The sequence below is a fragment of the Parasphingomonas frigoris genome (assembly GCF_036663815.1).
Classification (GTDB): Bacteria; Pseudomonadota; Alphaproteobacteria; order Sphingomonadales; family Sphingomonadaceae; genus Sphingomonas.
The window spans coordinates 222199-242525 of the sequence record NZ_JAXOJQ010000005.1; the positions used below are offsets into that span (position 1 = coordinate 222199).

Annotated in this window: 26 protein-coding genes; 16 read left to right on the forward strand and 10 right to left on the reverse strand. The window is 67.4% G+C overall.

From position 1 onward, the window contains the following. Window positions 1–66: 66 nt before the first annotated feature. Entirely contained in the window at window positions 67–882 is an 816-nt protein-coding gene (locus U1872_RS16915; RefSeq protein ID WP_332794085.1) for a hypothetical protein, read from the forward strand. On the opposite strand, the gene U1872_RS16920 is transcribed toward U1872_RS16915, so the two are convergent. Genes U1872_RS16920 through U1872_RS16935 form a run of 4 tightly spaced genes read right to left on the reverse strand, consistent with a single transcriptional unit; the run spans window position 867 to window position 3723 of the window. After that, window positions 867–2324, reverse strand: a complete 1458-nt coding sequence (locus U1872_RS16920) for a hypothetical protein (protein WP_332794086.1) — start codon at window positions 2322–2324, stop codon at window positions 867–869. The genes U1872_RS16915 and U1872_RS16920 overlap by 16 nt on opposite strands. Before the next feature lie 8 nt (window positions 2325–2332). Continuing rightward, a complete protein-coding gene (locus tag U1872_RS16925) occupies window positions 2333–3073 on the reverse strand; it encodes an ABC transporter ATP-binding protein (protein ID WP_332794087.1) in 741 nt (246 codons plus the stop codon). Further along, window positions 3070–3303 (reverse strand): helix-turn-helix transcriptional regulator, encoded by a 234-nt coding sequence (locus tag U1872_RS16930; protein ID WP_332794088.1) that lies wholly within the window; start codon window positions 3301–3303, stop codon window positions 3070–3072. Before U1872_RS16930 ends, U1872_RS16925 begins: the two co-directional genes overlap by 4 nt. Further along, on the reverse strand, window positions 3304–3723 hold the full coding sequence (locus tag U1872_RS16935) for a hypothetical protein (RefSeq protein ID WP_332794089.1): 420 nt from the start codon (window positions 3721–3723) through the stop codon (window positions 3304–3306). Window positions 3724–3836: 113 nt separating this feature from the next. Between U1872_RS16935 and ybgC the strand changes: the two genes are divergently transcribed. The 9 genes from ybgC (at window position 3837) to U1872_RS16980 (ending at window position 10264) form a co-directional block, all read left to right on the forward strand. Beyond that, entirely contained in the window at window positions 3837–4322 is a 486-nt protein-coding gene (ybgC, locus tag U1872_RS16940) for a tol-pal system-associated acyl-CoA thioesterase (protein ID WP_332794090.1), read from the forward strand. 8 nt (window positions 4323–4330) lie between these two features. Beyond that, entirely contained in the window at window positions 4331–5020 is a 690-nt protein-coding gene (gene tolQ, locus U1872_RS16945) for a protein TolQ (RefSeq protein WP_332794128.1), read from the forward strand. Between the two features lie 43 nt (window positions 5021–5063). Further along, window positions 5064–5501 (forward strand): protein TolR, encoded by a 438-nt coding sequence (tolR, locus tag U1872_RS16950; RefSeq protein WP_133191561.1) that lies wholly within the window; start codon window positions 5064–5066, stop codon window positions 5499–5501. After that, window positions 5498–6490, forward strand: coding sequence for a cell envelope integrity protein TolA (gene tolA / locus U1872_RS16955; RefSeq protein WP_332794091.1), 993 nt, complete (start codon window positions 5498–5500; stop codon window positions 6488–6490). Before tolR ends, tolA begins: the two co-directional genes overlap by 4 nt. Window positions 6491–6499: 9 nt before the next feature. Continuing rightward, entirely contained in the window at window positions 6500–7936 is a 1437-nt protein-coding gene (gene tolB, locus U1872_RS16960) for a Tol-Pal system beta propeller repeat protein TolB (protein WP_332794092.1), read from the forward strand. 100 nt (window positions 7937–8036) lie between these two features. Beyond that, complete coding sequence (gene pal, locus U1872_RS16965) at window positions 8037–8543, forward strand: peptidoglycan-associated lipoprotein Pal (RefSeq protein ID WP_332794093.1); 507 nt, start codon at window positions 8037–8039, stop codon at window positions 8541–8543. Window positions 8544–8878: 335 nt separating this feature from the next. Continuing rightward, window positions 8879–9781, forward strand: a complete 903-nt coding sequence (locus U1872_RS16970) for an SPFH domain-containing protein (protein ID WP_332794094.1) — start codon at window positions 8879–8881, stop codon at window positions 9779–9781. 11 nt (window positions 9782–9792) lie between these two features. Continuing rightward, on the forward strand, window positions 9793–10008 hold the full coding sequence (locus U1872_RS16975; RefSeq protein WP_332794095.1) for a type II toxin-antitoxin system antitoxin: 216 nt from the start codon (window positions 9793–9795) through the stop codon (window positions 10006–10008). Beyond that, the gene (locus U1872_RS16980) at window positions 9995–10264 is read left to right on the forward strand and encodes a hypothetical protein (RefSeq protein WP_332794096.1); all 270 of its coding nucleotides are present in this window, start codon (window positions 9995–9997) and stop codon (window positions 10262–10264) included. Before U1872_RS16975 ends, U1872_RS16980 begins: the two co-directional genes overlap by 14 nt. 6 nt (window positions 10265–10270) lie before the next feature. On the opposite strand, the gene U1872_RS16985 is transcribed toward U1872_RS16980, so the two are convergent. From U1872_RS16985 to U1872_RS16995, 3 genes are all read right to left on the reverse strand, one after another. Continuing rightward, window positions 10271–11146: a S1/P1 nuclease gene (locus U1872_RS16985; RefSeq protein ID WP_332794097.1), complete on the reverse strand. Its 876-nt coding sequence runs from the start codon at window positions 11144–11146 to the stop codon at window positions 10271–10273. 81 nt (window positions 11147–11227) lie between these two features. Continuing rightward, window positions 11228–12142 (reverse strand): isoaspartyl peptidase/L-asparaginase family protein, encoded by a 915-nt coding sequence (locus U1872_RS16990; protein ID WP_332794098.1) that lies wholly within the window; start codon window positions 12140–12142, stop codon window positions 11228–11230. Beyond that, window positions 12142–13281 (reverse strand): acyltransferase family protein, encoded by a 1140-nt coding sequence (locus U1872_RS16995; RefSeq protein ID WP_332794099.1) that lies wholly within the window; start codon window positions 13279–13281, stop codon window positions 12142–12144. Before U1872_RS16995 ends, U1872_RS16990 begins: the two co-directional genes overlap by 1 nt. Window positions 13282–13382: 101 nt before the next feature. Between U1872_RS16995 and ispG the strand changes: the two genes are divergently transcribed. From ispG to U1872_RS17025, 6 genes are read left to right on the forward strand one after another with little or no spacing between them, the layout of a single operon-like run. Then, on the forward strand, window positions 13383–14525 hold the full coding sequence (ispG, locus tag U1872_RS17000) for a flavodoxin-dependent (E)-4-hydroxy-3-methylbut-2-enyl-diphosphate synthase (protein ID WP_332794100.1): 1143 nt from the start codon (window positions 13383–13385) through the stop codon (window positions 14523–14525). Between the two features lie 36 nt (window positions 14526–14561). Then, the gene (locus tag U1872_RS17005; protein ID WP_332794101.1) at window positions 14562–14807 is read left to right on the forward strand and encodes an AbrB/MazE/SpoVT family DNA-binding domain-containing protein; all 246 of its coding nucleotides are present in this window, start codon (window positions 14562–14564) and stop codon (window positions 14805–14807) included. Beyond that, a complete protein-coding gene (locus U1872_RS17010; RefSeq protein WP_332794102.1) occupies window positions 14804–15184 on the forward strand; it encodes a type II toxin-antitoxin system VapC family toxin in 381 nt (126 codons plus the stop codon). The genes U1872_RS17005 and U1872_RS17010 overlap by 4 nt, the downstream gene beginning before the upstream one ends. A gap of 26 nt (window positions 15185–15210) precedes the next feature. After that, complete coding sequence (locus U1872_RS17015; protein ID WP_443025402.1) at window positions 15211–16095, forward strand: DMT family transporter; 885 nt, start codon at window positions 15211–15213, stop codon at window positions 16093–16095. Next, window positions 16092–16571 (forward strand): GNAT family N-acetyltransferase, encoded by a 480-nt coding sequence (locus U1872_RS17020; protein ID WP_332794104.1) that lies wholly within the window; start codon window positions 16092–16094, stop codon window positions 16569–16571. The genes U1872_RS17015 and U1872_RS17020 overlap by 4 nt, the downstream gene beginning before the upstream one ends. After that, entirely contained in the window at window positions 16571–16921 is a 351-nt protein-coding gene (locus U1872_RS17025) for a TfoX/Sxy family protein (RefSeq protein ID WP_332794105.1), read from the forward strand. Before U1872_RS17020 ends, U1872_RS17025 begins: the two co-directional genes overlap by 1 nt. Before the next feature lie 116 nt (window positions 16922–17037). Here the strand turns inward: U1872_RS17025 and ppa are convergent, their stop codons facing one another. From ppa to U1872_RS17040, 3 genes are all read right to left on the reverse strand, one after another. Next, a complete protein-coding gene (gene ppa / locus U1872_RS17030) occupies window positions 17038–17613 on the reverse strand; it encodes an inorganic diphosphatase (protein ID WP_332794106.1) in 576 nt (191 codons plus the stop codon). Window positions 17614–17653: 40 nt separating this feature from the next. Continuing rightward, a complete protein-coding gene (locus tag U1872_RS17035) occupies window positions 17654–19564 on the reverse strand; it encodes a M61 family metallopeptidase (protein WP_332794107.1) in 1911 nt (636 codons plus the stop codon). Window positions 19565–19633: 69 nt separating this feature from the next. Then, on the reverse strand, window positions 19634–20281 hold the full coding sequence (locus tag U1872_RS17040) for a DUF1345 domain-containing protein (RefSeq protein ID WP_332794108.1): 648 nt from the start codon (window positions 20279–20281) through the stop codon (window positions 19634–19636). Between the last annotated feature and the right edge of the window lie 46 nt (window positions 20282–20327).

Genomic DNA, 20327 nt, shown 5'->3' on the forward strand with positions numbered 1-20327 from the left:
AGGTGGTTAACGGTCTGTTTACCTTATTCTGCGACACCAGCCTCCCCGGCGGGCTGGAGTTGCATGATGAGATCGATTCGAACCTCCACATCCGTTCTGCTGCTGGCCAATGTCGCGCTGGTCGGCGGGTGCGCGTCGCATCGTGTCGCCCCGGTCGCGATGGTCGCGCCGCCACCGCCGCCGGTAGCGGTGGCGATCGCGCCGCCGGCGGGCAGCTATGCCGGAATGCCGATCCCCGCGCGGCTCGCCGATGGCTCCTATGAGACGCCCAATCGCGCGGTCACGCCGGCGGCGACGACGTGGCATTTTCGTGCCGGACTGAACGTCGCGGCGCTGGCCTGTCGCGGTCCCGACGATGCTGTGCTGGTCGCGCGCTACAATGCCATCCTGGAGCGCCAGCGCAGCGTGCTGCGCGACGCCGAAGCGCAATTGTCGGGCGAGTATCGCAGCAACGGCGGTGCGGCGTGGCGCGAACGCTACGATCATTCGATGACCGTGCTCTACAATTTCTTCTCGCAAGGCTTCGCGCACGACGCCTTCTGCGCCACCGCGGCGCGCATCCTGGCGGAGAGCGAGACGATCGCGCCCGCCGCGTTCCCGGCCTTTGCGGCGGCGCGGCTGCCGGCGCTCGATGCGGTCTTCACCGATTTCTACGCGCGCTACGACACTTGGCGCGCGACGCTGCGCGCTGCCCCCACATCGGCCCCCGCGCCGATCATGGCGAGCGTCGGGCCGGCGATGCCGCCGCGCTCGACCGTGCCGACGCAAAACGTGTCATGGATCAAGCTCAACCGGGTCGCGTTGCTACCCGACCCCGCGGGCAACGAACTGCGCGCCCCGCTCTCATCGCGCGTGCGCGCGTCGGTTCAGCCGAGCAGATAGACCGCCACGGCTGCACCGCCGCCGAAGATAGCGGCGATCAGCAGCGACAGGATCCCGGCGACCACCCCGCCACCGCCACGGCGACGCGCGAAGCTGCTGCGCGGCGCCGGTTTGCCGAGTGTGAGCTCGACATAGCCCGCCGCCGCGCCGCCGAGCGCGGTCATCGCCAGCGTGATGACCGCACCGACCGGACTGCGCAACGCGATCGCGATCGGTAGCAGCACGACGAACGGTGCCGCCATCGCGAAGGCGGCGAGCAGCTTGGCGCGCCCGATCACCGCGGTGTCGACCGGTGCCACGCTGAGCAGATCGGGCGAATCCTCGGCCGACACGGTCAGCCACGCAAAGCTCGCGACGAGCTGGCTGGCGACCAGGACGCTGGTGAAGGCGAGCACGCTGGGCACCGGCAGCGCATGCCCACGCCCGAACGCGAGCAGCAGCAGCGGCGCCATGTAGATCATCCGCATCACGATCTGGAAGGCGAGCGCCGGGTCGCGCGCGAGCAGCCGCCACTCCTTGGCGAACACGCTGCGCGTCAGCCCGGCATGAAACAGCCGCGCGCTCGCCTTGCCGGTCGGTTTGCTGCGCGACAGGCGAGTGCCGCCATCCTGATAGCCCGACAGGAACAGCCGCTCGAGCGTCGCGCCGGCGCCGGCGAACAGCAGCAGCGCGACCCCGAGGATGATCGCGATCGCCAGCGGGTCGCCGAAGGCGGCACGGCCGGGAAGGCCGCTCGGCCCGTGCGTGCCGACCCCGGCGTCGCGCAGCCGGTCGAACAGCGCGCGCATCGCGCTGCCGCTGCGATCGCCGCGCGGGAGGAGCTGCGAGGCGAGGAACACCGCGCCGCCGAGCAGCGCGGCCAGGATCTGCCCGACGGTGCGCGCCGCGCGCGGCCCCGCCAGCGTCGCCACGCTAAGCGTCAGCGCAAGGCCGAGCGCGGCGGCGCCGAGCGCGAGCGCGACGAGCAACGCGACCAGCCCGAACAGCTGCGGATGGCCGAGCAGCGCAACCGGCACGATGATCGGCAGCAGCAGCACGGCATAGGTCAGCGCGATCGTCGCGGCGATGCCGAGCAGTTTGGCGAGCAGGACGCTGCGCCCCGGGATCGGCGCGGAAAAGAGCAAGGCGAGGTCGCCGGCTTCGTACAGGCTGCGCTGGCTGCCGAGCATCGCCTGCGCCGTCATGAAGGTGAAGGCGAGGATACTCGCGGCGAGCAGCCCGACGCGGATCTCGGCGAGGTCGGGAATCGCGACGTCGTGCAATCCCCAGCCGATCGCGCAGCCGACCAGCAGCCAGCCCGCGCCGAGCAGCACGCCGAACACGCGCGTCGCGCCGATCCGCGCCGTCCAGCCGCGCTTGCCCGCGCCGCTGCGCGCGCGCGCAGCGAGCCGCAGTTCATGGAGTGCGAGCCAGCCGAACGATCCGGCCGGCAGCTGCCGCATCGCCCAGTTCATGCAGCGACGGGATCGGTCAGGCGGATGAAGGTATCCTCGAGCGTCATCCCCTCGGTGCCGGCGCGGTCGCGCAGCTCGTCGAGCGTGCCCTCGGCGAGGAGCGTGCCGCCGCCGATGATGCCGATCCGGTCGGCCATGCGTTCGGCGACCTCGAGGATGTGCGTCGTCACGATCACGGTCTTGCCGGCGTCGACCGCACTGCGCAGCGCGTCCTTGACCGAACGCGCCATGCTCGCGTCGAGCCCGGTCAGCGGCTCGTCGAGGATGAGCAATTTGGGATCGTGGATCAGCGCGCCGGCGAGCGCGACCTTCTGCTGCATTCCGCGCGAAAAGCCCTCGCAGCGCGTGTCGCGCTTGTCCCACAGGTCGAGCCAGTGGAGCAGGCGGTCGGCCTCGGCGGCGGCATGGCCCGGATCCATCCGCCACAGCCCGGCGACGAAGGCGAGATATTCGAGCGGGGTGAGCTTGTCGTAGAGCATCGGCTCGTCGGGCAGCCACGCGGTGATCGCCTTGGCGGCGAGCGGATCACGCCGCGCGTCGACGCCGAAGATCTCGATCGAGCCGGCATCGGGCCTGGCGAGCCCCGCGACCATCCGCAGCGTCGTCGTCTTGCCCGCGCCATTGGGGCCGAGCAGCGCATAAAGCTGCCCGGCGGCGATATCGAGGTCGAGCCCGGCGATGACGGGCTTGTCGAACGCCTTGGCCAAGCCCCTGATGCGCAGCGCTGAATCGGTCATGTGTCCTGTTTAGGCGATACACTTGCGTCGTCCAGCGCAAACAGCGCCTCGACCGGGCGTCCGAGCGCGGCGGCGAGCTTGAGCGCGAGGATCGTCGAGGGGACGAACACGCCGTTCTCGACGGTGTTGATCGTCTTGCGGCTGACGCCCACGCGTTCGGCGAGCGCCGCCTGCGTCAGATCGAGCCGCTCGCGTTCGGCCTTGAGGCTATTGTGGAGCGTTTCGGCCACTCAGCGGGCGGCCTGGAGTTCGAGCGTCGCGAGCCTGACCTGCGCCGCCACGATCGCGGCGGTAAAGATGATCCGTGCGGTGTCGCTCGCCGACACCAGCCCCGGCACGCTGCCGATCGCGAGCATCGCGGCGGCGGCGAGCAGGGCCGCCCAGAAGCCGATCGCGCTGCTTGCGCGGCGATGATCGCGCGTGACCTCGTCCTCGAGCAACTGCGCGAGCGGCCCGCTTTTCAGCCGGGTCACGAGCGGCGACAGATAGAGTACCGAGACGAGCGTGAAGCCGAGCCACATTCCCTGGAAGAAGGACGGCCGCCATGTCACGAAGGTCAGGCCGAGCAACGCGACGGTCAACGCGGCAAAGACGTAGAGGCCGAGCGCGCGGGCGCGCGCCTTGCGTTCGGCGAGTTCGATCATACCCATCGTTGTCCCCCAGCTGATTCGTAACCTATGGGTTACATGTAACCCACGGGTTACATCGCCGCAAGACCCGTTAAGGGTTTCCTCGCCTGCCCGGTTGGATTAACAGCGCGGGCATGACGACGGCCAGCGACCTCGATCAGCCCGCGCAAGGCCGCATCGTCGGAACCGTCCACCGGTTTCCGCTGCGGGTCTATTTCGAGGACACCGATCTTTCGGGGATCGTCTATCACGCCAATTATCTGCGCTATATGGAGCGGGCGCGATCGGACATGCTGCGGCACGTCGGGATCGACCAGCGCGCGCATCAGGAGAGCGGGGGCGGGGCCTATGCGGTGACCGCGCTCGCCATCCGCTACCGTGCGCCGGCGAAACTGGACGATGCGCTGATCGTGCTGACGACGTTGCAGAAAGTCCGCGCGGCGTCGGTCGATATTCAGCAACGAGTCATGCGCGGCGAGACGATAGTGACCGAGGCGGACGTCACCGCGGCGTTGGTTTCTGCAACGGGCCGGCCACTGCGCCAGCCCAAGGAATGGATCGCGGCGTTCACCCGAGTGATGGGCGAGCGCGCGATGGAATCAGGGGAAAGCCTCACGTGAACGACATCATGCTCAATACCGATGCCGCGACGCTGTCGCCGATCGCCCTGTTCCTCCAGGCCGACTGGGTGGTGAAGACGGTGATGATCGGGCTGCTGCTCGCCAGCGTGTGGACCTGGGCGGTGATCCTCGGCTTCTTCTTCCGGCTGGGCGCGACGCGCCGCAACACCGCGACCTTCGAGCGCGATTTCTGGAAGGCCGAGGATATCGACGCGTTCCACCGCAGCCAGGGCGAGAGCGACCTGCCGATCGCGCGGGTGTTCGCCGCCGGCGTCGCGGAATGGCGCCGCTCGACCGTCGGCGGGCAGGTTGACCGCGGGGGCACGCGCGAGCGGCTCGCCACCGCAATGGGCGCGGCGGTCGCCAATGAGATCGATCAATTGTCCGATCGGCTGAACATCCTCGCGACGGTCGGCTCGGTCGCGCCGTTTGTCGGGCTGTTCGGCACGGTGTGGGGGATCATGCGCAGCTTCACCGGCATCGCGCAGGCGCAGAACACCTCGCTCGCGGTGGTCGCACCGGGGATCGCCGAAGCGCTGTTCGCGACTGCGATCGGCCTGTTCGCGGCGATTCCGGCGGTGATTGCGTACAATCGCTTCAGCCACGGCATCAACCGCATTGAGGCGCGGCTCAACCGCTTCGCCGACGGCTTCCACGCGACGCTCAGCCGCCAGCTCGAGAGCGAGGTGCGCCGGTGAGGCGCGCGCTGTCGATCCTCCCCGGAACGGGGAGGAATAAGGCATGTCGATGAACCTCCCGTCGCAGCGCGGCCGTGGCCGGCGCGCGCCGATGGCTGACATCAACGTCACCCCTTTGGTCGACGTGATGCTCGTGTTGCTGATCATCTTCATGGTCACCGCCCCGCTGCTGACCGCGGGAGTCCCCGTGACGCTGCCCGACAGTCGCGCGAAGGCGCTCGACCAGGACCAGAAGCCGCTCGTCCTGTCGCTTGACGGCGCGGGCAAACTGTTCCTCGACAAGGATCCCTTGAGCGAAGCGATGCTACCCGACGTGCTCGCGCAGCTCGCCGCCAAGGGCGATCCGGCCAAGCCGCCGCAGGTCTTTCTGCGCGCCGACCGCAAGCTCGATTACGGGCACGTCATGCGCGTGATGGGCGAGCTCAACCGCGCCGGCTATAACCGCGTGGCGCTGGTGACGGTGGGCCAGGACGGCCAATGACGCGAGCGGAGCAATACGGACTCGGGGCGGCCGTCGTCGGCCATGTCGCGTTGTTCGCGCTCCTGTCGCTTGCCTGGAGCAGCGCGCCCACCCCGCCGCCGATGAACAAGCCGATCGAAGTCTCGCTGGTCGATGACGTCGCGCTCGATCAGCATGCCCCCGCAGCACCCGAGCCGCCGACGCAATCGACCGCGCCCGATCCCGGCCCGCCTGCCGACGCGCCGCCGCCCGAGGCCGAAGAGGTCGCGCCCGAACCGACCCCGCCCAAGCCTGCGCCGGTGGTGCCCAAACCGGCCCCGCCGAAGCCTGCGCCCAAGCCAGCGCCGAAACCCGAGCCCAAGCCCGACGCGGTCCCGCCCCCCAAGCCCGCTCCGAAGCCCAAGCCTGCGCCCAAGAAGCCTGCCGCGGAGAAATCCGAGCAAGCCGACAAGCCCGTTGCCAAACCCGCTCCCGCCAAGCCTGCGCCCGCGAAAGCCGTGGCGGCGAAGGGCGCGGCATCGGCCAAGCCGGCCGCGACGGCGAAGGCGAACGGCACCAATCCCAAGGCGACCAAGGCCAAGCCGACCGGCTCGCTGCTCGACGACGATTTCCGCAAGGGCCTGACGCAATCGCCCTCCAAGGCGAAGGCCTCAGAAGCGGCTCCCGGGGCGACGATGGATGCAAAGGCCAGCGCCGACATCGGCTCGGCAATCCAGCGGCAGGTGCAGCCGTGCGCCAATCGGCAGACCATTCCTGGGCCAGGCGCGTCCCGGATCGTCGTTTATGTTCGGTTGCAGCTCAACCGCGACGGCTCGCTCGCGGCGCGTCCGACGATCCTGCCCAATCATCGCGGTGTCGATGACGACAACAACATCTATCTCGATGCGGTGGGCCGCGCCGCAATTGCGACCTTCACTGGTTGCGCGCCACTGCGCGGCCTTCCGCTCGAGCTTTATGACGTGCCACACGGGTGGAAGGTCTTTACTCTGACTTACCACATGCCCGGCTGAGGAAAGACGATGATGCTCCCCAAGACGATCCTCGCACTTGCTCTGGCGGCGGTGCCAGCGGCAGCGTTGGCGCAAACGGGTTCGGTCCCGTTGCCGGTGCCCTTTCCGAACGGCCCGCAGACCGCGCCGCCGGCTGGTGCACAGGTGCCGGGGCAGGCGGGTGCGGCCAACCCGCAGCAGCAGGGCGAGTTGGTCGTCGACGTCGTCGGCGGCGTCTCGGCGCCGCTCGGCATCGCGATCCCGGTGATGCCAACGGCGGAGGCGGTCGATACCCCCGCCGGCCGGACCGATGAACTCGGCCGGCAATTGTCGCAGATCGTCACCACCGACCTGCGCAATTCGGGGCTGTTCAAGCCGCTTGGCGGCGATGCGCTGCGTCCGATCGGCTTCCCCGAAGTGACCGCGCCGAGCTTCGACACTTGGGGGCCGGCGGGCGCCTCGGCGCTGGTGCAGGGTTTCATCCGCGCCAATGGCGACGGCACGCTGACGGTCGGTTGCTATCTCTACGACGTCTCGTCGCGCGCCGAACTCGCGCGGCAGGGCTTCGTCGTGCCACCCGCCGACTGGCGCCGCGCCGGGCACAAATGCGCCGACATGGTCTATTCCAAGCTGACCGGCGAAGGCCCCTATTTCGACAGCCGCGTCGTCTACGTCTCCGAGACCGGCCCCAAGGGCAAGCGCATCAAGCGGCTCGCGATCATGGACCAGGACGGCGGCAACCACCGCTTCCTCACCAACGGCCAGGCGATCGCGCTCACCCCGCGCTTCTCGCCCGACCAGCGCTCGATCGTCTACATGAGCTATGTCGGCGATCGCCCGGCGATCTATGTCTACGACATTGCCAGTGGCAAGCAGCGTCTGCTCGTCCCCAACACCAACCTCACCTTCGCGCCGCGCGTTTCGCCCGACGGGCGGTGGGTGCTGTTCTCGATGGCGGTCGGCGGCAATACCGACGTCTACCGCGTCGCGCTCGCCGGCGGCACGCCGCAGCGGCTGACCGATTCGCCCGGCATCGACACCGGCGGCACCTATTCGCCCGACGGCAGCCGGATCGTGTTCGAGAGCGATCGCTCGGGCACGCAGCAGCTCTATGTGATGAATGCCGACGGCTCGCAGCAGCAGCGCATCAGCTTCGGCAGCGGGCGCTATGCGACGCCGGTGTGGAGCCCGCGCGGCAACCTGATCGCCTACACCAAGATCGGCGGATCGTTCCGCATCGGGGTGATGAGCCCGGCCGGCGGCAACGAGCAATTGCTCACCGACGGCGCGCAGGACGAGGGCCCGAGCTGGTCGCCCAACGGCCGCGTGATCATGTTCTTCCGCTCCGGAATGGGTGGCGGCGGGCGCGCCGATCTGTGGTCGGTCGATCTCACCGGGGTCAATGTCCGGCGGGTGCCGACGGTGCTCGATGGATCCGATCCCGCGTGGGGACCGTTACGCCCCTGACACGGGGTGAAATGTTTGACTCCGCGACACGTGCGGGCAAAGCCTATGGCCTGATTTTGGCCCGTTTCCGAAACGATTTTCAACTCTGGGAGAAGCCGCCATGGCGAAACTGACCACGACGCTGCTGATTGCCACCGCCTTGCTCGCGACCACCGCCTGCACCAAGAAGCGCCCGGCCGAGCTGCCGCCGGCGCCGGGTGGCCCCGTCAGCGGCCCGGGCACCAACGATCCGAACAGCGTAGCCCCCGGCTCGCGGGCCGATTTCGAGCGTACCGTCACCAGCAACACGGTGAATTTCGCGCTCGACAGCTTCTCGCTCGACGATCGCGCGCGCTCGATCCTCGACAGCCAGGCGACGTGGCTGACGCGCTATCCCAACGTGCCGGTGAGCCTCGAAGGCCATGCCGACGAACGCGGCACGCGTGAGTACAATCTGGCGCTCGGCGATCGCCGCGCGCTGTCGGCGAAGAACTATCTGGCGGCACGCGGCGTTGCGCCGGGTCGCATCTCGACGATCAGCTATGGCAAGGAGCGCCCGATCGCGCTGGGTTCGGACGAAGCCAGCTGGGCGCAGAACCGTCGCGCGGTGACGATCGTTCTGAACTGAGCTGATCCGTCACCCCGGCCCCGTGCCGGGGTCCACCCGGATGCGCGTCCTACGCTCATAGGATGTGCGGCACGGTGGACCCCGGCACGGGGCCGGGATGACGAATACGGGATTCAGGGGCGACGCTGGCTTGGCCGGCGTCGCCCTTGCCATGTCTGTCACCCGCACCCTTCCGTCGCTGCGCTCCTTTTTCCAGCATCGGGTCGGTCATGCCCCCGGCATGACCTGAGCAGCGCGGGGCGCTGTTCACCCGATGCTCCCACAGGACGATGGATTGGCCTTGCACCGCCACGAAACCCGATATAAATATGATATCATATTAACGGGAGGCATTGATGGTCGAGTCGCCAACACGCAACACCGCACTGACGCTGTCGCACGAGCGCAGCGCGGCCACGTCGAGCGGTTACATGATGCTGCTTGCGATGCTCGTGGCACTCGGGTTCGGGCTGTTCGGGGCGAGCTTGCTCCAGGACGATCCGACGCTGGGCGGTTCGCTCATCGCTGTGGCGAGCCTCGTCATCGCCTTCCTCGCCTGCGGTTTCTACATGCAGCAGCCCAACCAGGCGACCGCGATCACGCTGTTCGGCGCGTACAAGGGCACCGATCGCCATACCGGCCTGCGCTGGCTGCTCCCCTGGCTCGCGCGGAAAAAGGTTTCGCTGCGCGCCAACAACATGATTTCCGAGCGGCTGAAGGTGAACGACCTGCGCGGCAACCCGATCGAGATCGCCGCCCAAGTCGTGTGGCGCGTCACCGACACCGCGCAGGCGCTGTTCGACATCGACGATTACAAGGCGTTCGTCATCGTCCAGATCGAGGCGGCGGTGCGCACGATCGGCGCGCGCTACCCCTATGACGATTTCGAGCATCAGGAAGTGACGCTGCGCGGCAATCACGATCAGGTCGCGACCGAGTTGCGTGCCGAACTGATTGCGCGCCTGGCGACGGCGGGGATCACCGTCGACGAATGCGGCTTCACCCACCTTGCTTATGCCTCCGAGATCGCCGGCGCGATGCTGCGCCGCCAGCAGGCGCAGGCGGTGGTCGCGGCACGCAAGACCTTGGTCGAGGGCGCGGTCGGAATGGTCGAGATGGCGCTTGCCTTGCTGAGCGAGAAGAACGTCGTCGAGCTCGACGACGAACGCCGCGCCGCGATGGTGTCCAACCTGATGGTCGTGCTGTGCGGCGAGCGTGATACGCAGCCGGTCGTCAACGCCGGCTCGCTCTACCAGTAACGGGCTGGACGGTGGCGGCTCCTCCCAAGAAGGCGTTCGCGCTTCGTCTCGACCCCGCGCTCTATGCGGCGGTCGAGCGGATCGCCGCGGCCGATCTCAGGAGCGTCAACGCCCAGTTCGAATGCCTGCTGCGCGAGGCGCTCGCCAAGCGGGGTGTGAAGCTCGAGGCGCCCAATCCGCCCCGCCGCGGGCGGCCACCCAAGGAGGACGACGATGCAGACGCGTGATGTGATCGACCATTACCGGGCCGAGCCGGGCTATTGGTTCGTGCCCAAGCTGTTCGGCTTCGGCGCGACACCGGTGACGTGGCAGGGCTGGGCGCTGACGATCGGGTTTGCGGTGTTGCTCGTTGCCGACATTCGCCTGGTCCACGAGCGGATCGCGCAGGTCGGGATCGGCGTGGCGCTGTTTGCGGTCTTCACCGTGATCGCAGTGCGCAAGACCAAGGGCGGCTGGCGCTGGCGCTGGGGTATCCGGGGCTAAGCAGCCTCAGCGGAGCGCCTGGTCGAGCAATTTCGCCAGGCGCAGCCCGCCGCGCTCGACCTCGAGCCGGGCGATCGGCACGTCCTTCTCGATCGTCGCTTCGTCCATCGTGACGTGTGCCGGCGTCGGCGCGCACGGATCGGCCATCACGCTGGCATAGGTCACGTCGCGCGCGACCTGCCAGCTCTCGCGGCTCCAGTCGGTGACGTCGCCCGCGGCGATCTTCGCGCGCACCGCAGCCGGGTAGCGCCGAACGATCGGCGGCCCGCTGGTGATCGCGCGCTCGGCGAGATAGCCGTCCCAGATGCTGTGGAGGTTGAGCCGCGCCGTGCCGTAGCCGCCATAGCTCGCGAGCACCTTGTTGCCGCCCTGATCGTCCTTCTCGCCCGCGTGGAGCGGTTGGTGGAGGTCGCCGACGAAGTGGATCAGGAAGGCGAGCGCCTGGACGCGGTCGTGCAGCGGCGCGCGCTTGTTCTTGAGCAGCGCGACGTCCTTGGTGATCTGCGCAGAGACGCAATTGCCGTCCTTGCACGCCGAAACCAGGTCGAACGGGTGGCAGATGTTCACGTCCTGATAGTGCCAGCTATAGGCATAGCCGAAGCGCGATTTACCGTCGGCGCCTTTCAGCGGCTTGATGCAATCGGCCCACACCGCGGCGTCGGAGATGGTCGAGGCCTTGCACTCGGGCGTGCCGAGCAATTCCGAATGCGCGAGCAGCGCGCGGATCGCGGCGCGCGTCCTGGGGCGGACATTGGCGTCGGCGATCTGCGCGATCGTCTGATGGCCATATTCCCAATAGGCCGACGCGGGCGCGGCGGTCGCCGCGGCGAGCAGGGTGGCGGCAACGGCAAGGCCGGGACGAACGCGACGAAGACTGGTCATGCAGCGGGCTTTAGGGCGGGCGTCCGCCGCGGGAAAGCGAAGATGATCGCGCCCACTCCCGAAGGGAGCGGGATTTCGACTTCATTCGTCGCCGAATATCGCGACGTCGCGGTCCCCAGCCGCGTTGACGCGTGCGCGGTACATGCCCGGCGTCGAGAAGCGCCACAGCGCCTCGCCCTGCGGCCCGGCAATGATGATCCCGCCCGTTCCGCCGAGCGCGGTCACCTCCGCCAGCACCGTCTCGACCGCGTCCTCGAGCGTTTCGCCCGCGAGCCGTACGCGCGCGCAAATCTCGTGTGCGACGTTCGCGCGGATGAAGAACTCGCCCGAGCCGGTGCACGAGACCGCCCCCGCGCGATCATCGGCATAGGTGCCCGCGCCGATCAGCGGCGAATCGCCGATCCGGCCCCAGCGCTTGCCCGTCACCCCGCCGGTCGAGGTCGCCGCCGCGACATGGCCGTGTGCGTCGCACGCCACAGCGCCGACCGTGCCATATTTCATGTCGACATCGAACGCGCCGCCGCCCGCGAGCATCTCGTCGAGCTGCGCACGCCGCTCGGGCAGCACCAGCCAGTCCTGTGTCGCCGGCTCGCACCCCTGCTCGCGCGAAAACGCGTCGGCGCCTTCGCCGCTCAGCAGCACATGCGGGCTTTCGGCCATCACCGCGCGCGCAAGGCTGACCGGATGGCGCGTCCCGGTCACCCCGGCCACCGCGCCGGCATTCCGGTCGCGCCCGTCCATGATCGCGGCGTCGAGCTCGGCGACCCCCGCATGCGTCAGCGCCGCGCCGCGCCCCGAGTTGAAGTGCGGATCATCCTCCAGCACACGCACCGCCGCCTCGACCGCGTCGAGCGCCGCGCCGTCCGCCGACAGCACCGCCGCGCCGGCATCGAGCGCGCGCCCGAGCGCGGCGCGGGCGCCCTCGGCCTGTGCCGCAGTAACGGTGTCGCGCGTCATCTGCCCCGCGCCGCCATGAAGTACCAACGTCCAGCTCATCACGTCTCTTTCGTCTGGGGGAAGGGCCGCAGGCCGATCAGCGGACGCAGCCAGCCGATCTCGCGGCCGATCGCGTAAAACAGCCAGCAACCGACCAGCGTCGTCACGACCAGCACGCCGAACTCGACGAAGCGCGGCAGGCCGAACGGGAGCAACGCGCCCTCGACCCCGACGATGATCGTCTGGTGGATGATGTAGAAGGGGAACACCGCCTCGGTCAGCACGCGCCGCCACGGCAGGTCACGGTTGAGATAGCTGTCGGCGAAACCGATCAGCGCGATGATCATGCTCCAGCCCTGCACCGCGCGCGCGCTGGCGAACAGGATGCCCCACGGCCAGGCCGGCATCGAGCTGTTGGGCCAGCGCAGCTCGGTCGCCGCGACGATTCCGTAGCAGATGATCCCGACCGCCAGCGCCCACGGCCACAGCCGCCGCATCGTCGCCAGCGCCGACGAGGATCCGGCAAGCGCGAAGCCGAACAGGAAGGCCGGGAGATATTGCACGTGGCTGACCGAATCGCCGACCAGATCGTTGCTCGGCCCGATCCCGGGGAACAGCCACGCGCTGACCAGCACCAGCCACGCCGCCGGGAGCAGCCACACCAGCCACCCGCCGAACAGCCGGTCGAAGCCGCGCTGCAAGCTGCGCTGTCCCATCGCCGCGACGAGCAAAGCGAGCACCATCGTATAGATCCAGAGATAGCCGACGAACCACAGATGCTGCCAGGTCGGCAGCGCGAGCCCGTTGACGACGCGGAAGCTGAAATAATCGTGCAGCAGGAAATAGCCGAAGTCATGGACGTAGCCACGCTGCGTGATCAGCTCGATCCACGGCTGCAGCGGTACCACGACGATCACGCCGAACAGCAAGGGGATGATCAGCCGCCACGTGCGGTTGACCGCGAAATGCCCCGTCGCCGGCCCGCGCACGAGCAGCGCACGGCTGGCATAGCCCGACACGACGAACAACAGCAGCAGCCGCCAGCTGTTGACCGCCAACATCGGGATCGCGACCCACGGCAGCGGCTGCGCGGTTTTGGCGTGATAGCCCCACGGCACGAACACCATGCCGATATGATAGAGGATCAGCAGCGCGAACGCTCCGATGCGCAACCAGTCCAGACCGTAATGCCGTTCCATCGCGCGGCCCTAATGCCGCGTGCCGCCGGGAGCAAACTCTAGCGGTTTCCGATGGCGCGGATCGTCGCTATATGGGCGCGACCAACCAGAGGAAGTTTTCCATGTCCCTCCGCCCGTGGCGCGACATCAATCGTCGTCAAAGCCGCCAGATCATGGTCGGCAACGTGCCGGTCGGCGGCGACGCGCCGGTTACCGTGCAGACGATGACCAACACGCCGACCGACGACGTCAAGGCGACGATCGACCAGATCCGGCGCTGCGAGGATGCCGGCGTCGACATTATCCGCGTGTCGTGCCCCGACGTGGAGAGCACCGCGGCGTTGAAGCAGATCGTCCGCGCGAGCCGCGTGCCGATCGTCGCCGACATCCATTTCCACTATAAGCGCGCGCTCGAAGCCGCCGATGCGGGTGCGGCGTGCCTGCGCATCAACCCCGGCAACATCGGCTCGGCGAGCCGCGTGAAGGAAGTGATCGACGCTGCCAAGTCGAACGGCTGTGCGATCCGCATCGGCGTCAACGGCGGCAGCCTCGAAAAGCATCTGCTCGAAAAATATGGAGAGCCGTGCCCCGACGCGCTGGTCGAATCGGCGATGGATCACATCAAGATCCTGCAGGACCACGACTTCCACGAGTTCAAGGTCGCGGTGAAGGCGTCGGACTTCTTCCTCGCGGTGGCGGCGTATCAGCAGCTGGCTGAACTGGTCGATTGCCCGCTGCATCTCGGCATCACCGAGGCCGGCGGCTTTGTCGGCGGTACCGTCAAGTCGTCGATCGGGATCGGTTCGCTGCTGTGGTACGGCATCGGCGACACGATCCGCGTCTCGCTCTCGGCTGAGCCCGAGGACGAGGTCCGCGTCGGCTTCGAGATCCTCAAGGCGCTCGGCATCCGCAATCGCGGTGTGCGCGTCGTGTCGTGCCCGTCGTGCGCGCGGCAGGGCTTCGACGTGATCCGCACCGTTCAGGCGTTGGAAGAGCGGCTCCAGCACATCCGCACGCCGATGTCGCTGTCGGTGCTCGGCTGCGTCGTCAACGGACCCGGCGAAGCGCGCGAGACCGATATCGGCCTGACCGGCGGCGGCAACGGCAAGCATATGGTGTATCTCTCGGGCGTGACCGATCACACGGTCAATTCCGAGGACATGCTCGAGCACATCGTCAAGCTGGTCGAGGAAAAGGCGGCGTCGATCGAAGCGCATGATGCGGCGCTGGCGGCGGCGGCTCCGGTAGCGGTGGCAGCAGAATAGGTCTTGTGGTATGTGCCAGGTCTCGGGAGGCCTGACATGACCTATCACGCCAAAGTGATCGCTGGTGGCAAGATCGTCATCCCCGCGGAATTGCGCCGCGAATTCGGGATTGCGGACGGTGATTCGCTGGTGCTCGCCAAGAGCATTGATGGAGGAATATCGCTGAAAACCTACGGACAGGTGGTCCGCGAGGCGCAGCAGGCATTCCGCGCCATGACCGGTGACGACTATTCGGTCGATCAGTTCTTGCGCGAGCGTGCGAGCGACTGGCGCGAGGAGTGAGCGTCGTTCTCGACGCGTCCGCCATCCTCGCGGTACTGTTGGATGAGGCGGGTGCGGAGATCGTGATCCCGGTCATGCGCGGGAGCGCCCTCTCTGCGGTGAACGCGTCCGAGACGTTCCAACGCGCAGCAGACAAGGGTCATAAGACGCAGCGCGTTCTCACCCTGCTGAAGGGCCTTGAGATCGAAGTCGTTCCTTTTACGATGGATCACGCGATTGCTGCGGCCGATTTGCGTCCCGCTACCAAAGCGGCGGGCATTTCGCTCGGCGATCGCGCCTGTCTCGCGCTTGCCGCCGAGCGGCGCGCGACCGTCTACACCGGAGACCGTCGACTTGCCGGTGTCGATATCGGTCTCGATCTTCGTCTGATTCGCTGAATATGCTCGTGCCAACTTCAATTAAGGTGGGTGCGGCTACCGCTTTCGCGGTCGCCGCCGGCGGTATCGCGACCTATTCGGCGATGGACGTGCTGATGAAGGGCCTGAGCATCACCAGCGGCGCTTACTCAGCGGTGCTGTGGCGCTCGCTCGTCGGCGTGGCGTTGCTCGGGACGATCTTCGTGCTGCGGCGGCGGCCGTTTCCGGGGCGGGCGGCGCTTCGGCTGCATGCCTTGCGCGGCGGGACCGCGGGCTTCTCGGTCTTGCTGTTCTTCTGGGGGCTGGTGCGCGTGCCGATGGCGCAGGGGGTGGCGCTGACTTTCCTCGCGCCGCTGATCGCGCTCTATTTCGCCGCCGCCCTGCTCGGCGAGACGATCCGGCGTGCGGCGATCTTCGGCTCGATCGTCGCGAGCCTCGGTGTGCTGATCATCGCCGCGGGCGAGGTGCAGGGGCATGCCTCGACCGCCCATGTGCTCGGTTCGCTCGCGATCTTCGCGGCGTCGATCTTCTATGCCTACAGCCTGATCCTGCTGCGCCAGCAGGCGCAGGTCGCCGATCCGCTCGAGGTTGCCTTGTTCACCAGCATCGTGCTCGGCGGACTGCTGCTGCTCGGCGCGCCGTGGTTCGCTGGAGTGCCGACCACGGCACAGCTCCCGTCGATCGGCGCGGCGGCGGTGCTCGGGTCGATCTCGGCGATGGCGCTCGCCTGGGCGTACAGCCATGCCGAGGCGCAGGTGCTCGCACCCGTCGAATATACCGCCTTCGTCTGGGCGTCGCTGTTCGGCTGGTGGGTTTTCCACGAGACCGTCTCGCTCTACACCGCGGGCGGCGCGGCGCTGATCATCCTGGGATGCGTCCTCGCCGTGCGCGGCCATGCCGCACCCGCTCCACAAACCGAGGCCGCCGCATGATCGAAATTCGTACCGCCACCCCAGCCGACGTCGCGCTGATCCTGCATCTCGTGCGCGAACTCGCCGAGTTCGAGCGCGCCGCCGACAAGGTCGTCGCGACCGAGCCGCTGCTCCACGACGCGCTGTTCGGCGCGCACCCCGCAGCCGAGGCGGTGATCGCCGAGCTCGACGGCAAGCCCGTTGGGATGGCGCTGTTCTTCCACAATTTCTCGACCTGGACCGGCTGGCGCGGGCTGTATCTCGAGGATCTCTACGTGACGCCCGAGGCGCGCGGTGCCGGCGTCGGCAAGGCGTTGCTGCAGCATCTTGCCAAACTCGCAGTCGAGCGCGGCTGCACGCGCTTCGAATGGTCGGTGCTCGACTGGAACGAGAAGGCGATCGCTTTCTATCGCTCGATGGGCGCCGCGCCGATGGAGGAATGGACCGTCTACCGCGTCACCGGCGATGCACTCGCCAAGCTGGCGGGGCAGGGCTGATGGCGGTCGATTCGGGCCTGATCGCCTGGATCGAGGAAGCGCTTGCGCCGCTCGGCACGGTGACCAAGCGCGCGATGATGGGCGGGGCGACGCTCTACCTCGATGGCACGATCTTCGCGATCGGCTTCGAGGACGGGCTGTGGATCAAAGCCGATGCGACGAGCGATGCGGTGTGGGATGCCGCCGGCTGCCCGCGTTTCACCTACACGATGGGCGAGGGGCGCGAGGGCTCGATGAACTATCGCCGCGCGCCCGACGATGTCTATGATGACGCCGATGTGTTGCGCGAGTGGGCCAGCCTCGGCGTTGCGGCCGGCATGCGCGCGCCGGTAAAGAAGAAACGGACATAAGCCCTTCACCCCTCCCCTTCAGGGGAGGGGCAGGGGGTGGGGGGTGTCTCACCGAGCGTAATGCCCGTGTGACACCCTACCCAGCCCCCCTCCCGAAGGGGAGGGGCTCAAGCGGCTCAGTCTTCCTGTGCGACCAGGCCCGGCGCGGGGTCGCCTGCGGCCTTGGCGGCGTCGTAGCGTTCGATCGCCTCGATCACGACCTTGCGGGCTTCCTCGCGGTCGCCCCACTTGCCGACGCGGACCCACTTCTTCTTCTCGAGGTCCTTATAGTGCGTGAAGAAATGTTCGATCTGCTCGAACACGATCTCGGGCATGTCGCCACGCTCGTTGACGTTCGAATAGTAAGGGAAGGTCGAATCGACCGGCACGCAGACGAGCTTCTCGTCGCCGCCGGCCTCGTCTTCGAGGTTCAGCACCGCGATCGGCCGCGCGCGCACGACGCAGCCCGGGATGAAGGGCGAACGCGCGACGACGAGCGCGTCGAGCGGATCGCCATCGGGCGACAGCGTGTGCGGCACGAAACCGTAATTCGCCGGGTAGCGCATCGGCGTGTGCAGGATGCGGTCGACGAACAGCGCGCCCGATGCCTTGTCGAACTCATACTTGACCGGCTCGCCGCCGGTCGGGACCTCGATGATCACGTTGAGGTCATCCGGCGGCCCCTTGCCGACGGGAATCATGTCGATACGCATGCAAAATCCTTGCCTTGTCTAAACCGTTAACGCGTTCCTGTCACCGCGGGGCCAGCAGCCGGTCGAGCCCGCTTTCCCCGGTGCCGATCTTTGCGAGGTGCGGATAGCGCAAGCCTCCGTGATAGTCGATGCTGACGGTACCAACCCGGTCGTTGCTCTTGACCAGCAGCACGATCGGCGCCGTGCCGCCCTTCGCCGCGGTGATCGCGCCCTTGAGCGCGGAGTCGGAAAAGGCGGTGCCGTTGACGGCGACAATGCTGTCGCCGATCGTCAACCCGGCCTTGTACGCCGGCGAATCCCAGCCGACCCCGGTCAGCTTGCCGTCCTTGTCGACCGTCAGGCCGAGCGAGAAGGTGAGGTTGGTGTTCTTGCGCGCCGTTTCGCCATTCTTGAAGGCGAGCGTCGGCTCCTCGGTATAGACGAGCTTGTAGCCATTCGCCTCGAAGCCCTTGAGCGGGGCGGGGGCGCCGGTCTCGGTCAGGCGCTTGGTGAGCAGGGCGGCCCAATCATAGGGCTGGATCGTGTTCAGCGTCTTCACCACGTCGTCGAACGTGTAGGTGACTTCGCCATAGTCGCCGTCGTTGAGACCGAAGAAGGCGCGGCCGAAATCGTCGATCGACTTCTTGCCGCGCGATTGCTGGCGCAGGATCGAATCGACCTCCATCCACACCAGCAGGCCCTCGTTGTAATAATCCTCCGAGCGCTGGAAGCTGGTCCAGCCCTTGGGGCGGCGCTGCGAGATCGTCGGGTCGTTGGTCGTGTCGACCATGTCGCGCCAGGTACGCGCCGGGCGGTTGTCGAGCTCGGCCATGATCGCGGCATAGCCGTCGAGTGTGTCCTGCTTCGACACCAGCCCCGAGCGTGCCTGGAAGACGTAGCCCCAGAATTGCGTCTGGCCCTCATAGACCCACAGCAGGCTGCCGCGCATCGGCATGCGGAAATCGGGGGTCCACAAGTCGGCGCCACGGCGGAACTTGCCATCCCAGCTGTGATTATACTCATGCGGCAACAAATTGCGCGACCCCGGGCCGTCCTTCCACTTGGTGAAATAGCCGAGCTTCACGCCGTCTTCCGACGAGCGGTGATGCTCGAGCCCGATCCCGCCCATTACGTCGGAGATCGACAGCAGGAATTCGTAGGTGTCGTAATGCTGTGCACCGTAAACCTTGACCGCCTGCTCGACGAGCTTCTTGTGCGCGGCAATTTGCTCGGGCGTCGCGGCGAGCTCGGCCGCGCTGTCGGCATAGACGTCGAGGTTGACGCGCGGCGAGAGCGGCCATTGCTTGCAGTAGCGCCCCGCCAGCACTGGCGAATCGACCAGCACTTCATAATTGGTCGGCGCATAAGTGTAGGTCGATCCGCTCGCGGTCGAGGGCAGCCCCGACGAGGCCGTGAAGCCAGCGGGGTAGGTCACCACCGCCTTGACCGGGATCTGCCGCGTGAAATAGCCCGCCGGATAGAGGCTCATCGAGTTCCACTGGAGCCGCAGCATGTCGGGCGTCATCACCACCGAGCCCTGGTCGGGCGCCGTCGCCGAGAGGAATTGCAGGTCGATGTCGAGGCTGTCGGCGCCGGTCGGCACGTCGATGTGGAAGGCATAGACGTCGACCGGATCGCGCGTCCATGCGAGTTCCTTGCCGCCGGCGCGGATGTGCAACCCGGCGAGTTTATCGAGCTGGCCGGTCGGCGAATGGTTGCCGGGCAGCCACTTCGGGAAGAGCAGCACCATAGGCCCTGCGCTCACGCCGCTGATCGTCTCGCGCGTGGTGAAGATGCCGCGTGTCGTGTCGGTCGCGTCGATCGCAAGGCTGATCGTGCCGGGAAAGGCTATGTCCTTGGCCGCCGGGATCGTATCGACGATCGGCACCGGCTGGGGCTTCGAATTTTCGGCCAGCGCCGGGGCTGCGACGGAGGCAAGCAAAAGGGCGGTAAGCGCTACACGACGGACCATGCGGGAGGACTTTCTGGAAAAGATCGGCTGTGGCGGTGGTTTAAGCGGCTGAAGCGCGCGGCGTCCAGTCTAGGATCCGCTGCTGCTGCCGAGCACGTTGATCGTGAAGGCGAGCACGCCGATGTTGAACACGAACGCCGCCAGGCACTGCCCGAGCGCGACCCGCCGCATCTTGCGCGACGAGATTTCGACGTCGGAGGTCTGGAAGGTCATGCCGAGCGTGAAGCTGAAATAGAGGAAGTCCCAATAATCGGGCTCGGCGCATTTCGGGAAATCGAGCCCGCCGGCATCCTTCCCGTCATCGTCGCAATCGCTGTAGAACAGATGCGCGTAATGCAGCGCATAGACCGTGTTCGAGAACAGCCAGGCGAGCACCAGCGTGAAGATCACCAGCACCGTCGCGGCGATGCTGGTCTTGCCCTGCAACTCCTTGGCGACCGACGTCAGGATGATCAGCATCGTCACCGCGGTGAGGATCAGCAGCCCGGCGCGGTTGGCGTCATTGTCGGTTGCCGCCTTGCGCATCCGGTCCGCCTGGCCGTGAAACAGCAGGGTCGAGATCGCGACGAGGAACACTGCCGCGGCGACGTCGAACGCCGCCATCGCCCCGCGGCCCCAGCCGAGCGGCGGGATGGCCACGAACAGCCCGACCACGAACAGCGTCGCAAACAGGATGAAGCGGGGTGGGGCGACTTTATTGCCGAGGTTCAGGCTCATGGCGGCACGCTACCGCGCTTTTGCGCGCGGCGAAATGCGCGCGCAA

What these genes read in the sequence shown, in the direction of transcription:
- U1872_RS16915 (WP_332794085.1), top strand. Translation starts at nt 67, where the DNA reads ATGAGATCGATTCGAACCTCCACATCCGTTCTGCTGCTGGCCAATGTC.
- U1872_RS16920 (WP_332794086.1), bottom strand. Translation starts at nt 2,324, where the DNA reads ATGCGGCAGCTGCCGGCCGGATCGTTCGGCTGGCTCGCACTCCATGAA.
- U1872_RS16925 (WP_332794087.1), bottom strand. Translation starts at nt 3,073, where the DNA reads ATGACCGATTCAGCGCTGCGCATCAGGGGCTTGGCCAAGGCGTTCGAC.
- U1872_RS16935 (WP_332794089.1), bottom strand. Translation starts at nt 3,723, where the DNA reads ATGGGTATGATCGAACTCGCCGAACGCAAGGCGCGCGCCCGCGCGCTC.
- ybgC (WP_332794090.1), top strand. Translation starts at nt 3,837, where the DNA reads ATGACGACGGCCAGCGACCTCGATCAGCCCGCGCAAGGCCGCATCGTC.
- tolQ (WP_332794128.1), top strand. Translation starts at nt 4,331, where the DNA reads ATGCTCAATACCGATGCCGCGACGCTGTCGCCGATCGCCCTGTTCCTC.
- tolR (WP_133191561.1), top strand. Translation starts at nt 5,064, where the DNA reads ATGTCGATGAACCTCCCGTCGCAGCGCGGCCGTGGCCGGCGCGCGCCG.
- tolA (WP_332794091.1), top strand. Translation starts at nt 5,498, where the DNA reads ATGACGCGAGCGGAGCAATACGGACTCGGGGCGGCCGTCGTCGGCCAT.
- tolB (WP_332794092.1), top strand. Translation starts at nt 6,500, where the DNA reads ATGATGCTCCCCAAGACGATCCTCGCACTTGCTCTGGCGGCGGTGCCA.
- pal (WP_332794093.1), top strand. Translation starts at nt 8,037, where the DNA reads ATGGCGAAACTGACCACGACGCTGCTGATTGCCACCGCCTTGCTCGCG.
- U1872_RS16970 (WP_332794094.1), top strand. Translation starts at nt 8,879, where the DNA reads ATGGTCGAGTCGCCAACACGCAACACCGCACTGACGCTGTCGCACGAG.
- U1872_RS16980 (WP_332794096.1), top strand. Translation starts at nt 9,995, where the DNA reads ATGCAGACGCGTGATGTGATCGACCATTACCGGGCCGAGCCGGGCTAT.
- U1872_RS16985 (WP_332794097.1), bottom strand. Translation starts at nt 11,146, where the DNA reads ATGACCAGTCTTCGTCGCGTTCGTCCCGGCCTTGCCGTTGCCGCCACC.
- U1872_RS16990 (WP_332794098.1), bottom strand. Translation starts at nt 12,142, where the DNA reads ATGAGCTGGACGTTGGTACTTCATGGCGGCGCGGGGCAGATGACGCGC.
- U1872_RS16995 (WP_332794099.1), bottom strand. Translation starts at nt 13,281, where the DNA reads ATGGAACGGCATTACGGTCTGGACTGGTTGCGCATCGGAGCGTTCGCG.
- ispG (WP_332794100.1), top strand. Translation starts at nt 13,383, where the DNA reads ATGTCCCTCCGCCCGTGGCGCGACATCAATCGTCGTCAAAGCCGCCAG.
- U1872_RS17005 (WP_332794101.1), top strand. Translation starts at nt 14,562, where the DNA reads ATGACCTATCACGCCAAAGTGATCGCTGGTGGCAAGATCGTCATCCCC.
- U1872_RS17020 (WP_332794104.1), top strand. Translation starts at nt 16,092, where the DNA reads ATGATCGAAATTCGTACCGCCACCCCAGCCGACGTCGCGCTGATCCTG.
- U1872_RS17025 (WP_332794105.1), top strand. Translation starts at nt 16,571, where the DNA reads ATGGCGGTCGATTCGGGCCTGATCGCCTGGATCGAGGAAGCGCTTGCG.
- ppa (WP_332794106.1), bottom strand. Translation starts at nt 17,613, where the DNA reads ATGCGTATCGACATGATTCCCGTCGGCAAGGGGCCGCCGGATGACCTC.
- U1872_RS17035 (WP_332794107.1), bottom strand. Translation starts at nt 19,564, where the DNA reads ATGGTCCGTCGTGTAGCGCTTACCGCCCTTTTGCTTGCCTCCGTCGCA.
- U1872_RS17040 (WP_332794108.1), bottom strand. Translation starts at nt 20,281, where the DNA reads ATGAGCCTGAACCTCGGCAATAAAGTCGCCCCACCCCGCTTCATCCTG.